12 protein-coding genes are annotated in these 12,055 nt (G+C 71.0%); 4 read left to right on the top strand and 8 right to left on the bottom strand.

Features of this window, described 5'->3' with window-relative positions; genetic code table 11:
- Positions 1-71: 71 nt before the first annotated feature.
- Together ACFRKB_RS28090 and ACFRKB_RS28085 are read right to left on the bottom strand one after the other, a co-directional pair.
- A complete protein-coding gene (locus ACFRKB_RS28090; RefSeq protein WP_383109298.1) occupies positions 72-434 on the bottom strand; it encodes a VOC family protein in 363 nt (120 codons plus the stop codon).
- A gap of 6 nt (positions 435-440) precedes the next feature.
- On the bottom strand, positions 441-1,265 hold the full coding sequence (locus ACFRKB_RS28085; protein ID WP_383109307.1) for a trans-aconitate 2-methyltransferase: 825 nt from the start codon (positions 1,263-1,265) through the stop codon (positions 441-443).
- Between the two features lie 222 nt (positions 1,266-1,487).
- Between ACFRKB_RS28085 and ACFRKB_RS28080 the strand changes: the two genes are divergently transcribed.
- Entirely contained in the window at positions 1,488-1,982 is a 495-nt protein-coding gene (locus ACFRKB_RS28080) for a MarR family winged helix-turn-helix transcriptional regulator (RefSeq protein ID WP_383109296.1), read from the top strand.
- Here the strand turns inward: ACFRKB_RS28080 and ACFRKB_RS28075 are convergent.
- On the bottom strand, positions 1,944-2,846 hold the full coding sequence (locus ACFRKB_RS28075) for a LuxR C-terminal-related transcriptional regulator (RefSeq protein WP_383109295.1): 903 nt from the start codon (positions 2,844-2,846) through the stop codon (positions 1,944-1,946). The two genes, ACFRKB_RS28080 and ACFRKB_RS28075, sit on opposite strands and share 39 nt — an antisense overlap.
- A gap of 245 nt (positions 2,847-3,091) precedes the next feature.
- Here ACFRKB_RS28075 and ACFRKB_RS28070 point away from each other — a divergent pair, with 245 nt between their 5' ends.
- Positions 3,092-3,538, top strand: coding sequence for a GNAT family N-acetyltransferase (locus ACFRKB_RS28070; RefSeq protein WP_383109294.1), 447 nt, complete (start codon positions 3,092-3,094; stop codon positions 3,536-3,538).
- Positions 3,539-3,610: 72 nt separating this feature from the next.
- Here ACFRKB_RS28070 and galK read toward each other — a convergent pair whose 3' ends face one another.
- The 3 genes from galK to galT form a co-directional block, all read right to left on the bottom strand.
- The gene (gene galK, locus ACFRKB_RS28065) at positions 3,611-4,759 is read right to left on the bottom strand and encodes a galactokinase (protein ID WP_383109305.1); all 1,149 of its coding nucleotides are present in this window, start codon (positions 4,757-4,759) and stop codon (positions 3,611-3,613) included.
- A 92-nt stretch (positions 4,760-4,851) separates the two neighbouring features.
- Positions 4,852-5,844 (bottom strand): UDP-glucose 4-epimerase GalE, encoded by a 993-nt coding sequence (galE, locus tag ACFRKB_RS28060; RefSeq protein ID WP_383109304.1) that lies wholly within the window; start codon positions 5,842-5,844, stop codon positions 4,852-4,854.
- 8 nt (positions 5,845-5,852) lie between these two features.
- Positions 5,853-6,896, bottom strand: a complete 1,044-nt coding sequence (gene galT / locus ACFRKB_RS28055) for a galactose-1-phosphate uridylyltransferase (protein WP_383109293.1) — start codon at positions 6,894-6,896, stop codon at positions 5,853-5,855.
- Between the two features lie 226 nt (positions 6,897-7,122).
- Here galT and ACFRKB_RS28050 point away from each other — a divergent pair, with 226 nt between their 5' ends.
- Together ACFRKB_RS28050 and ACFRKB_RS28045 are read left to right on the top strand one after the other, a co-directional pair.
- Complete coding sequence (locus ACFRKB_RS28050; protein WP_383109291.1) at positions 7,123-8,793, top strand: sodium:solute symporter family protein; 1,671 nt, start codon at positions 7,123-7,125, stop codon at positions 8,791-8,793.
- Between the two features lie 46 nt (positions 8,794-8,839).
- Positions 8,840-9,136 (top strand): hypothetical protein, encoded by a 297-nt coding sequence (locus tag ACFRKB_RS28045; RefSeq protein WP_383109290.1) that lies wholly within the window; start codon positions 8,840-8,842, stop codon positions 9,134-9,136.
- Positions 9,137-9,158: 22 nt separating this feature from the next.
- On the opposite strand, the gene ACFRKB_RS28040 is transcribed toward ACFRKB_RS28045, so the two are convergent.
- A complete protein-coding gene (locus tag ACFRKB_RS28040) occupies positions 9,159-9,878 on the bottom strand; it encodes a helix-turn-helix transcriptional regulator (protein WP_383109289.1) in 720 nt (239 codons plus the stop codon).
- Between the two features lie 265 nt (positions 9,879-10,143).
- Positions 10,144-12,018, bottom strand: coding sequence for an outer membrane protein assembly factor BamB family protein (locus ACFRKB_RS28035; protein ID WP_383109287.1), 1,875 nt, complete (start codon positions 12,016-12,018; stop codon positions 10,144-10,146).
- Positions 12,019-12,055 lie beyond the last annotated feature (37 nt).

Genomic DNA, 12,055 nt, shown 5'->3' with positions numbered 1-12,055 from the left:
GGCCGGGGGCGCGGTGCCAGACCCCGCGAGCCCGGCCTGATCCAAACGAAAGGCCCTAGCCCGGTGAGGAGTCAGGGCAGGGGCTCCAGGAATTCGAGGCGGTTGCCGACCGGGTCCTCGGAGTAGAAGCGCCGGTGGCCCGGGAGGTCGTCGTCCCAGATCACCGGGGCTCCCGCCGCCCCGACGCGGTGGGCGTACGCCTCGATGCCGGTGACGCGCAGGCCCGGGTGGGCCTTCTTCGGTGGCCGGAAGTCCTTCTCGATGCCGAGGTGCAGTTGCACCGAGCCGGCCTGGAACCAGCAGCCGCCGCGCGCGGCCAGGGCCGGTGGCTTGGGGATCTCGGTCATCCCGAGGACATCCACGTAGTAGCCGCGCAGCTCGGCCTCCGAGCCGGGCGGGGCCGCCAGCAGGACATGGTCGAAGGCGGTCAGCATCGGACCTCACGCCTCCTTGCGGGCGACCGCGAAGATACGGCGGAACGGGAAGACCGTGCCGTGGGGGCCCGGAGGGTAGGCCGAGCGGAGCAGGTCGCGGTACTGGGAGGTGAATTCCGCCGTGGCCGCCTCGTCGCCCTTCAGCGCCGTGAGGACGGGACGCAGGGCCGTGCCCTTGACCCAGTCGAGTACCGGGTCCTCGCCGGTGAGGAGCTGGAGGTAGGTCGTTTCCCAGACGTCCGCCGCGCAGCCGAGGTCCGAGAGGCGCGTGAGGTAGTCCGCGGGCTCCAGGACGCGGACGGACGGCCGGGCCGGGAGGTCGAGACGCTCGCGCCAGCGCGGGGTCGCGCACAGTTCGGCGAGCAGGGTGTGGCTGGGCGCCGTGAAGTTGCCGGGGACCTGGAAGGCGAAGGTGCCGCCGGGCAGGAGCGCGTCGATCCAGGCCGCGAAGGAGTCGGGGTGGTTCGGCACCCACTGGAGGGCCGCGTTGGAGACGATCAGGCCGTACGGTTCGCCGGGCGTCCAGCGCGCCGCGTCACCGGCCCGGAAGTCCAGCGCGCCGCCGCCCGCGGTCGGGCCCTCGTACTCCTCGCGGGCCCGGTCGAGCATCTCGGGTGAGTTGTCGAAGCCGGTGATCCGGGCGGCCGGCCAGCGGTCGGCGAGGAGCGCGGTGACATTGCCGGGGCCACAGCCGAGGTCGGCGATCCGGATCGGTCCGCCGTCGCCGGCGGGCAGCTCGGGGATACGGGCCAGCAGATCGAGGAAGGGACGGCCGCGATGGCCGGCGTGCCTGAGGTACTGCTGCGGATCCCACGTCGGAGCGGACGGCACGGGCGGTTCGTGCGGCACCGGCGGTTCGTGCGGCACCGGCGGCGACACGGGCGGCTCGGCGGAAGAGGACGAGCGGGAAGGTACGGAGTGCATGGTGAAGCCCCCATCGCGGTCGCGGAGTACACCGCCGGAGCGGACCACGGCGGTCATGTCCCACCCTGCACCCTCATATATCTTGACGTCAAGAGACTTCATGTCGAGGCACCCTCTACACTGATCGTCATGGAGGACGAGGTCGACCGACTGGTCGCAGCATGGCGCCGGGAGCGCCCCGACCTCGACGTGGAACCACTCGAGGTGCTCAGCCGCGTGAGCAGGCTGGCCCGCCATCTCGACCGCGCGCGCCGTATCGCGTTCTCCGAGCACGGCCTGGAGCCGTGGGAGTTCGACGTGCTGACCTCGCTGCGGCGCGCGGGAGACCCGTACCAGCTCTCGCCCGGCCAGCTGCTGACCCAGACCCTGGTCACCTCGGGCACGATGACGAACCGGATCGACCGGCTCGCCAAGAAGGGCCTGGTCGAGCGGTTGCCCGACCCCAACGACCGGCGCGGGGTGCTGGTCAGGCTCACCGCCGAGGGGCGGGACCGCGCGGATCAGGCGCTCGCCGGGCTGCTCGCCCAGGAGCGCGCGATCCTCGTCGAGCTGTCCCGCGCCCAGCGGGGTGAACTGGCCGGGCTGCTACGCCAGTTGACCGCCCCGTTCGACAACGTTTCCTAGCGGCGGCACCAGATCGACCGGTCCGACGCCCGCCCGGCGGGCCAGGGCGACGGCGGCCAGCGTGGAGTGCACCCCGAGCTTCCCGAGCACGTTCTGCATATGCGTACGGACGGTGTGCGGGGAGAGGAAGAGCCGTTCGGCGACGGCCTTGCGCCCCAGCCCCGCGACCATGCAGCGCAGCACCTCGCGCTCGCGCGGCGTCAGCGACTCGACCAGCCGCTCGCTCTCGGTGCGGTGCTTGCGCGCGGCCGTCAGCTCGCGCAGGACACCCGTGAGCAGCGCGGGCGGCAGATGCGTCTCGTCCCGCAGGACACCCCGCAGAACGGCGAGCAGCCGTTGCAGCGAGCAGTCCTTCGCGACCCATCCGGAGGCGCCAGCCTGGAGCGCCTGGGCGGCGCGGTGCGGATCGTCCTTCTCGGCGAGCACGACCGTACGGACGGACGGCTGGCTCGAACGGACCCCGGCGACCAGCGAGATGCCGTCGACCAGGGCCGCTTCGCCGTGGTCGGGCACGGCACGGGCGACCGGCACCTGAACCGGCCCGCCTGCCGAAGCCGAACCGGAACCCGAGGCCGAGGCCGGTCCCTGCCCCGCCGCCGTCCCGTTGACCGTCCCGTTGAGCGCGCCGTGCAGCGCGCCGTTGGCCGAGCCGCCGGCCGTCCCCGGGACCGTGCCCAGATCGGCGTCGACGAGCATCACATCGAACCTGCGCCCCTCCGCCGCCGCGCGTTCGAGACAGCGCAGCGCCGCGGGGCCGCTGCCCGCGGCCGACACATCCACGTCGGGCTCGGCCGCGAGCGCGGCGGCGAGCGACTCGGCGAAGATGCGATGGTCGTCCACCACGAGAACCCGGATACGTACCAATGGACACCCCCTGAAGGCGGGTGGCGGACGTCGCGGGCACGGCGCCCGGTGTGCCGGGCGACAGGTCAACGGCACGGCCGCCGCCGTCCGATGACCACTGCCCCACCCCGGGCGTCGTACCCGACGTGTCTCCACCCCTGAACAGCACCGGCCCCCACCGGTGCTTTTCCCCAGCGTACGGGCGTGGGCCCGAAGCGGAAGGAAATTCGCAGAACTCGTTGGCCGCCCTGTTTATGGTGGGCCCCATGTTTCGTATGGAGACGGAAGTCGACAAGGAACGGCACGCCGCGCTCGGCGAGCGGCTGGGCGCGGCCAACTCGCACCGCTCACCGGTACTGCGGGCGCTGCGAACCAGTCCGCTGGGCGAGGAAGTACCGCTCCAGGTCTGGTTGTTGGACGATACGACGGGCGAGCTGGCCGGCGGTCTGGCCGGCCGCACCTGGGCCCGCTGGCTCCATGTGGACCTGCTCTGGGTCGACGACCGCCACCGCGGCGCCCGGCTGGGCAGCCGGCTGCTGGCCGAAGCGGAACACGTGGCCAGAACGGAGCGCGACTGCGCGCGGGCGCGCCTGGAGACCTGGGACTTCCAGGCCCCTGACTTCTACCGCAAGCAGGGCTACCAGATCGTCGGCGAGGTCATGGACTACCCGCCGGGCGTGACGGAGTACCTCCTGATCAAGACGCTCACCTGATCAGGACGCTCGCCCGGTCAGGACGCGCACCGCCCGGGACCAGCCGAGACCAGACGCACGTGGACGTCCCCCTCAGACCAGCCGGTGCGCCCCCCTCGACGGGATCGCCGGGAAGACCCGCGGCGCCGTGTGGCCCGCGGCCGTGAAGGCTTCTGTGACCGCCTTGGTCACGGCGTCCGCGTCCGGCTCCTCGATCAGGACGATCGCCGAGCCGCCGAAGCCGCCGCCCGTCATCCGGGCGCCGAGCGCGCCGGCCGCCGTGGCCGTCTCGACCACCAGGTCGAGTTCGGGACAGGAGACGCGCAGGTCGTCGCGGAGCGAGGCGTGGCCCTCGGTCAGGACGGGACCGACGGCGCGGACGTCGCCCGCGTCCAGCAGCGCGATGACCCGCTCCACGCGGTGGTCGTCGCTCACGACATGGCGGACGTAGCGGCGTACGGTCCCGCTCTCGCCCGCCGCCGCCAGCCGGTCGAGCGCGCCGGGCAGGTCCTCGTACGCCACATCGCGCAGCGCGCGCACGCCGAGCGCCCGCGCGCCCGCCTCGCACCCGGCGCGCCGTTCCGCGTACGCGCCGTCGCCGAGCGCGTGCTTGACGCGGGTGTCGACGACCAGCAGCCGCAGGCCGTGGGCCGCCAGTTCGAACGGCACCTGGCGCTGCGAGAGGTCGCGGGTGTCCAGATGGAGCGCGTGCCCGTCGGCGCAGCACGCCGAGGCCATCTGGTCCATGACCCCGCACGGCACGCCCACGAAGTCGTTCTCGGCGCGCTGCGCGAGCACCGCCAGCTCGGGCGCCGACAGGCCAAGGCCGTACAGGTCGTTCAGGGCGAGCGCGGTGACGACCTCCAGCGCGGCCGAGGACGAGAGGCCCGCGCCGGTCGGGACGGTCGACGCCAGATGGATGTCGGCGCCGGCGACCGGGTGCCCGGCCTCCCTCAGCGCCCAGACGACACCGGCCGGATAGGCGGCCCAGCCGGTGTCGGAGTGCGGTACGAGCGCGTCGGCGTCGAGCTGGACGACGCCCTGCGGGACATCCGCGGAGTGCACCCGCAGGACCTGGTCCGTACGGCGGGACACCGCCGCGACCGCCCGGTGCGGCAGCGCCAGCGGCATCACGAAACCGTCGTTGAAGTCGGTGTACTCGCCGATCAGATTGACCCGGCCGGGCGCCGCCCATACGCCTTCGGGCTCGGCCCCGTACAGCCGCCGGAACTCCTCGGCCACCGCCGTCCCACCGAAGCCCGGCTCGCCGACAGCCGTGTCACCGGCGCCCGTGTCACCGGCGTCCACGCCGCCCGCGCCCGTACCGCTCCCACTCACCCTTGGTTCTCCTTCCGGCGTGCGAACGCCCACGCGTCCGTGACGATGCCCGCCAGATCGGCGCGGCTCGGGGTCCAGCCGAGGCGGTCGCGGGCCGCTTCGGCGGAGGCGACCAGGACGGCGGGGTCGCCGCCCCGGCGCGGTGCCACGACCTCGGGGACGGGGTGCCCGGTGACCGCGCGTACGGTCTCGATGACCTCGCGGACCGAGAAGCCCGCGCCGTTGCCGAGGTTGCAGATCAGATGCTCGCCGCCGGTGGCCGCGTCCAGCGCGCGCAGATGGGCCTCGGCGAGGTCGGCGACATGGATGTAGTCGCGTACGCAGGTGCCGTCCGGCGTCGGATAGTCCTCGCCGAACACCGAGATCGCCTCCCGCTTGCCGAGGGCGACCTGGAGGACCAGCGGGATGAGATGCGACTCGGGGTCGTGCCGCTCACCGCAACTGCCGTACGCCCCGGCCACGTTGAAGTACCGCAGCGAGACGGCCGCGAGACCGTGCGCCGCGCACTCGCCGCTGATCATGTGGTCGACGGCCAGCTTGGTGGCGCCGTACGGGCTGGTGGGCGCCGTCGGGTCGGCCTCCGTGATCGGGGTGGAGACCGGCTCCCCGTACGTCGCGGCGGTGGACGAGAAGACGAGCGTGCGCACCCCGGCCGAGCGCATCGCGGCGAGCAGCGCCATCGAGCCGCCGACGTTGTTGTCCCAGTACTTCTCGGGCTTGGCGACGGACTCGCCGACCTGCGAGAACGCCGCGAAGTGCAGCACCGCGTCGTACGAGGGGTCCAGCCACTTCGCCGCGTCCTGGATCCGGCCCTCGATGAAGTCGGCGCCCGCCGGGACGCCCTCCCGGAAACCGGTGGAGAGGTCGTCCAGCACGGTCACCTCGTGACCGGCCTCCAGCAGATGTGCCGCGACCACGCTGCCGACATATCCCGCACCGCCCGTGACGAAGTACTTCCGGGGTACGGGGGTCGTCCTCGGGGAAGACACAGTCTCGCTCACTCGCTCGCTACCTCTCGCAGTCGCTCGGCCGCGGCCTCCGGCGGCACGTCGTTGATGAACACACTCATGCCGGATTCGGAACCCGCGAGGAATTTCAGCTTGCCGGAAGTGCGGCGGATGGTGAAAAGCTCAAGGTGAAGCGCGAAGTCGTGCCGCCCCTCGGCCCGGAAGGGCGCCTGGTGCCAGGCCGAGATGTACGGCGTCGGCGGCTCACCTTCGCCGAAGATCCGGTCGAAGCGCTTCAAGAGTTCCAGATAGATCTGTGGGAACTCTGTGCGCGCCGCGCCGTCGAGCCCGCGGAGGTCGGGAGTACGCCGGACGGGGTAGAGGTGCACCTCGTACGGCCAGTGCGCCGCGTACGGCACGAACGCCACCCAGTGCCGCCCTTCGAGCACCACCCGGCCGCCCTCGGTCCGCTCGCGCTCGACGAGGTCGTCGAAGAGGTTGCGGCCGGTCGCGGCGCGGTGCTCCCGTACGGAGCGGAGCATCAGCGCGGTGCGCGGGGTGACGAAGGGGTACGCGTAGATCTGCCCGTGCGGATGGCCGAGCGTCACGCCGATCTCCGCGCCGCGGTTCTCGAACGGGAAGACCTGTTCGACCTGGGGCAGCTCGGCCAGTTCGGCGGTGCGGTCGGTCCATGCCGCCAGCACCAGACCGGCCTGCTCCGCGGTGAGGTCCGCGAACGAGGAATCGTGGTCGGAGGTGAAGCAGACGACCTCGCAGCGTCCCGAGTCCCCGGCGAGGGAGGGGAAGCGGTTCTCGAAGACGGCGACGTCGTAGTCCGGCTCGGGGATCTCGCTGAGCCGGCCGTCCCGGGAGGGGCAGAGCGGGCACTCGTCGGCGGGCGGGTGGTACGTACGGGCCTGGCGGTGCGAGGCGATGGCGACCGCGTCACCGAGCAGCGCGTCCCTGCGGATCTCCGAGGTGGTGGCGACCGGGCCGAGGGGCCTGCGGTCGGGTGAGTCGCGTACGGCGTCGTCCCGCAGGTCGTAATAGACCAGCTCGCGGCCGTCGGCGAGCCTCGTCACCGTCTTCTTCATCGGTTGCCTCCACGGCCCGCACGCGCGCACACCCACCATCAACAGAACCGCACATAACAAACCACAAGCGAACAGCCGCGTCAACGGCGGCCGGTGGACGCCCGAGGCTCACCCTCGATGCTCGATCAAGATTAAACAAAGAAAACCAACAGAAGTGTTCATTTTCGGAACACAGAAGCGTAGGTTCCGGCGGAGTCATCTTCTTGCGACGAAGCGAGTACCCCCCATGCGATACCTGGCCGAAGGGCTCCGGCTCCCCACCAACGGGCTCGACTACACCATCCTGGCGATCTACTTCGTAGTGGTCCTCGGCATCGGCTTCGCGGCCCGTGCCAGCGTGAAGACCAGCCTGGACTTCTTCCTCTCCGGGCGCTCCCTGCCCGCCTGGGTGACGGGCCTCGCGTTCGTCGCCGCCAACCTCGGCGCGACCGAGATCCTGGGCATGGCGGCCAACGGCGCGCAGTACGGCGTCTACACCGTGCACTGGTACTGGATCGGCGCCATCCCCGCCATGGTCTTCCTCGGCCTGGTGATGATGCCGTTCTACTACGGCTCGAAGGTCCGCTCCGTACCGGAGTTCCTGCTGCACCGCTTCGGGCCCTCCTCCCATCTGCTCTCGTCGGTCATCTTCGCGGTGTCGTCCGTGCTGATCGCGGGCGTCAACCTGTACGCGATGGCGATCGTGCTGGAGGCGCTGCTCGGCTGGCCCGAGTGGGTCGCGATCGTCGTCGCGGGCTTCTTCGTCCTCGCGTACATCACCATCGGCGGTCTCTCCTCGGCGATCTACAACGAGGTGCTCCAGTTCTTCGTCATCCTCGCCGCGCTGATCCCGCTGACCATCGTCGGTCTCAAGCGGGTCGGCGGCTGGGACGGGCTGACCGACTCCCTCACCGGCTCGCACGGCGGCGCCTTCCTGAGCGCCTGGGAGGGCACCGGCGTCGGCTCGCCGAACCCGCTCGGCGCCAACTGGCTGACGATCGTCCTCGGCCTCGGCTTCGTGATGAGCTTCGGGTACTGGACCACCAACTTCGCCGAGGTGCAGCGCGCGCTGTCCGCGAAGAACCTCTCCGCCGCCAAGCGCACCCCGCTGATCGCCGCGTTCCCCAAGATCCTCATACCCATGGTCGTGATCGTCCCCGGTCTGATCGCGCTGGTCATGGAACCGGCGCTGGGCAAGGCGGGCAGCGGCCTCCAGTACAACGACGCGATCCCGGTCCTCATGCGCGATCTGCTGCCGAACGGTGTGCTGGGCATCGCCGTCACCGGCCTGCTCGCCGCGTTCATGGCCGGTATGGCCGCCAACGTCTCCTCGTTCAACACCGTCTTCACCAACGACATCTGGGGCGCGTACCTCAGGAAGGACCGCGAGGACGCGTACTACCTGAAGACCGGACGGGTCGTCACGGCGGTCGGTGTGCTGATCGGCATGGGTACGGCGTTCATCGCGTCCAGCTTCAGCAACATCATGAACTACCTCCAGACGCTGTTCTCGTTCTTCAACGTCCCGCTGTTCGTGGTCTTCATCATCGGCATGTTCTGGAAGCGGACCACCCCGGCCGCCGGTTTCTGGGGGCTGCTCTCCGGCACGGTCGCCGCGATGGTCAACTACTTCTGGCTCTACAAGGGCGGGATCGTCGACATCCCCAGCGACCAGGGCGCGAACTTCGTCTCCTCCATCGTCGCGTTCGTCGTCGGCGCGCTGGTGATGGTGGTGGTCTCGTACGTGACACGGCCGAAGCCGGCCGAGAAGCTCGCCGGGCTGGTGTACGGCACGCGCTCACCCGACATGGACGAGTTGCCGGCCGAGGGCGACGACGCCTGGTACCGCAGGCCGGCCCTGCTGGGCTGGGGCGCGATCATCCTCGCCGCCATCTGCTACGTGCCGTTCTCCTTCTGACGTTCTGACGCCGAGGCGCCGGCGGCGCCGAGAGGAACACATCACCATGAGCGACTACCGCAACGACGTCGAGGAGCTGGCGGCCAAGTCCGCCACCGCGGCACGGCTCTTCGACATCCGCCGCATCATCGGCGGGCTCTTCGTGGTCTACGGGATCATCGTGACCATCGCCGGGATCACCGCGTCCGACGCCGATCTGAAGAAGGCGCAGGACATCAACATCAATCTGTGGACGGGGCTCGGGATGCTGGCCCTGGGGCTGTTCTTCCTCATATGGCTGAAGCTGCGCCCCACGGCGCCGCCCACCTCGCCCACCTCGCCCACCTCGCCCACTGAGCGGTAACAGCCGTCACCGGGGCCGGACTTCACTGCCGACGTACGCGGTGGTCCGGCCCCTTCGGCGTATCCGCGGACCCGCCGGGCGGCACGGCCCGGTCCAGCAGCCCCGTACGCGCGGCCAGCGCCGCGGCCTCCAGCCGGGAGCCCACCCCCAGCTTCATCAGCACCCGCTGCACATGCGTCCTGGCCGTGCTCGGCGCGATGCCCATCCCGGCGGCGATCAGCCGGGTGTCCTCGCCCTCCGCGACCCGTACCAGCACCTCCACCTCGCGCGGGGTGAGCATCCGCAGCAGCCGCTGGCCCTCGTCGTCCGGCTGGACCACCGGATTGAGCAGCTCGGTGAACGCGCCCTGGAGCAGCTGAGGCGCCACCGCGGCCTCGCCCGCGCGCGCCTTGACCATGGCCCGTTCCACGCCCTCGATGCGCTCGTCGTGCCGTACGTAACCGGAGGCGCCGGCCGCGAAGGCCGCGGCGATCCCGCGCGGGCTGGGCACCGGCCCGAGCACCACCACCGCCACCTGCGGGCGCTCCCGCTTGATCCGTACGATCGGATCGAACGTCCCCGGCTCGGCCGGCACCGCCGTGCCCAGCAGACACACCTCGGGCGCCCTGCTCACCACCAGTTCGGCGGCGCCCGCCGTGGGCGCCGCCGCCGCGAGCACGCGATGCCCGCGCAATTTCAGCGCCGAGGCGAGCGCCTCGGCGAGCAGTCTGTGATCGTCGACCACCATGATCCGCACACCCATGAGCAACCCTCCCCCCGTCCCCCGGTACCTGCCCGGCCCCCCGGCCCCCGGTCTCTAGACCCGGCAAGCTACACGCTTGTTCGACATCGCGCGCCCCCTAACGGTCAGAAGCCCCTCGGATTGCCGAATTCCCTGCCATTCGGGACTACTGACCGGCCAGTCCGGATACGAGCGGGGCCCCGCCCCGTGGTGTCACCCACGGGCCGGGGCCCCGAACTACCGTGTCCCCAGCGCTACTTGGCGGAGGCGCTACGCGGTCGATGCGCTACTTGGTCGTGAAGGCGACCGCGAGATACGACTTCTCGTCCAGCGCCGAATTCGACGGCTTGCTCAGCGTGGTGTCGGCCATGAAGAACCGGCCGCCCTGGTAGAGCAGTTCCGCGTAGTCCGGCAGGAAGCCGGTCTCCGCGTCACGCACGGCCTCGTCGGCCGGATTCTCCAGCAGCACGGTCTGCTTGAACGTGCCGCCGTCGATGGAGACGATCTGGCCGCCCTTGTCGTACGGAGGCCGCTTGTACGCGATGATGTTGCCGCCATCCATACGCAGCGGCACCATCGTGTAGCGGTCGCCCGCGTCGGCGCGGTCCGAAGTGCCCTTGCCGGTGGCGAGGTCGAACGAGACGATCTCGTTGGTGTCGCCGTACTCCCCGCCGCCCTCGTGCTCCTCGGTCGGCAGATAGAGCCGGCCGTTGCCCACCGCCAGCATCTGGCAGGACTCGACCTCGGTGGAGCGGCACTTCGCCGCGTACTTGTCGGCGTCCGCCGGGATCTTGGCGATCAGCTTGCCGGTCTTCGCGTCGATCGAGAAGAAGTCCGAGATCCCGCTGCCGTCCCCGGCCGTGTCACCGACGTCGGCGGCCACGACCAGCGGGTCGGTCGAGACGACGCTCGCGTACTCGACACCGGTCGGCATCTGGAAGGTGGAGAGCGGGGCGCCGGTGACCGGGTTCAGGTTCTGGATGGAGACCTGCGGGTCGCTGTACGAGCCGCACTTGCGGGCCGCCACGAGCCCCGCGCCGCCGCCGTACCCCATGTCGTAGCAGCCCTCGGCGCTGACCTCGGGCTTCCACCGGATCGCGCCGTCGGCCAGGTTGAAGGCCGCCCCGCCGTCGGTGCCGCCGGCCGCGACGGTCTCACCGCTGAGGGTGACCTCGGCGAACCGGACCTTCTCGTCACCCACGCCGGAGCTCTTGACGGACTTGGACCAGAGCAGCTTCCCGCCCGCCAGGTCGATCGCGCCGATCTCCGTGCACTGCTGGTAGTCCTTGTCGGCCGTCGTCTTGGCCGCCGCGAAGGCCACCGCCGTCTTGTTGTCCTTGGAGACGTGCGGCGACGCCGCGCAGACCTGGCCCGGGAGCGGGATCGACCAGAGCTTGGTGCCCTTGTTCAGGTCGTAGCCGACGATCTCGTTGATGCCGGTCTTCACATACGCGGTATCGGTGATCCAGGAGCCGTTGACGCTGGTGACGTCGGTGACCTCGGGCGTCGGCAACTGGAAGGCGACCTTGGACCTGGTGTTGCCCGGCGCCTGCTCCTTGCCCGCGCCGTCGGCGGCCTTGCCGCCGGTGCCGCCCGTACCGCCCTCGGTGGAGCCGGACGAGCCGCCCTTGGCGTCGTCGCCCTTCCCGCTGTCGTCACCGGAGGAGGCGAGCAGGATGCCGCCGCCGATGATCAGTACGACGGCGACGGACGCGGCGATGATGATCTGCATCTGGCGGCTCAGCTTCTTGCCACCACCACCGGCGGCCCCCGGGGGCGGCGGGTACGGGTACTGCTGCTGGACCCCCGGCTGCATGGGCGGGGTCGGGTAGCCGTACGGCGACGGCTGACCGGGCTGGCCCTGCTGACCGGGCTGACCCGGCTGGCCCTGCTGACCCGGATATCCGTACGCCGGAGGCTGGTTCGGGTATCCGTACCCCGGCGGCCGGCCGGGCGGCGGCATCTGCGGCGGCTGGGCCGGGGGACCTTGCGGCGGCGTCTGCGGATAGCCGTACGGAGGGTTCTGCGAGGGCGGCGTCGGAGCGCCGAACCCACCGGGCGGCGGGTCCTGCGGGGCACCGAAGCCACCGGCGGGGGGCTCCTGGGGAGCGCCGAACCCTCCCTGCGGTGGCTCGTTGGGTGGCTGGGGCGGCTGCGTCATGGCGTGCGTACCTCGGGAAAGTCGTCGGGGACGAAGA

Source organism: Streptomyces scopuliridis, assembly GCF_042790125.1.
GTDB lineage: Bacteria > Actinomycetota > Actinomycetes > Streptomycetales > Streptomycetaceae > Streptomyces > Streptomyces scopuliridis_A.
The sequence above is the reverse complement of the archived record's forward strand: the minus strand, read 5'-3'. Positions and strand labels throughout refer to the sequence as shown.

Excerpts from the sequence above, each read along its gene's own strand:
- ACFRKB_RS28080 (WP_383109296.1), top strand. The coding sequence starts at position 1,488 with ATGGAGGACGAGGTCGACCGACTGGTCGCAGCATGGCGCCGGGAGCGC.
- ACFRKB_RS28050 (WP_383109291.1), top strand. The coding sequence starts at position 7,123 with ATGCGATACCTGGCCGAAGGGCTCCGGCTCCCCACCAACGGGCTCGAC.
- ACFRKB_RS28040 (WP_383109289.1), bottom strand. The coding sequence starts at position 9,878 with ATGGGTGTGCGGATCATGGTGGTCGACGATCACAGACTGCTCGCCGAG.
- ACFRKB_RS28090 (WP_383109298.1), bottom strand. The coding sequence starts at position 434 with ATGCTGACCGCCTTCGACCATGTCCTGCTGGCGGCCCCGCCCGGCTCG.
- ACFRKB_RS28070 (WP_383109294.1), top strand. The coding sequence starts at position 3,092 with ATGTTTCGTATGGAGACGGAAGTCGACAAGGAACGGCACGCCGCGCTC.
- galT (WP_383109293.1), bottom strand. The coding sequence starts at position 6,896 with ATGAAGAAGACGGTGACGAGGCTCGCCGACGGCCGCGAGCTGGTCTAT.
- ACFRKB_RS28045 (WP_383109290.1), top strand. The coding sequence starts at position 8,840 with ATGAGCGACTACCGCAACGACGTCGAGGAGCTGGCGGCCAAGTCCGCC.
- ACFRKB_RS28035 (WP_383109287.1), bottom strand. The coding sequence starts at position 12,018 with ATGACGCAGCCGCCCCAGCCACCCAACGAGCCACCGCAGGGAGGGTTC.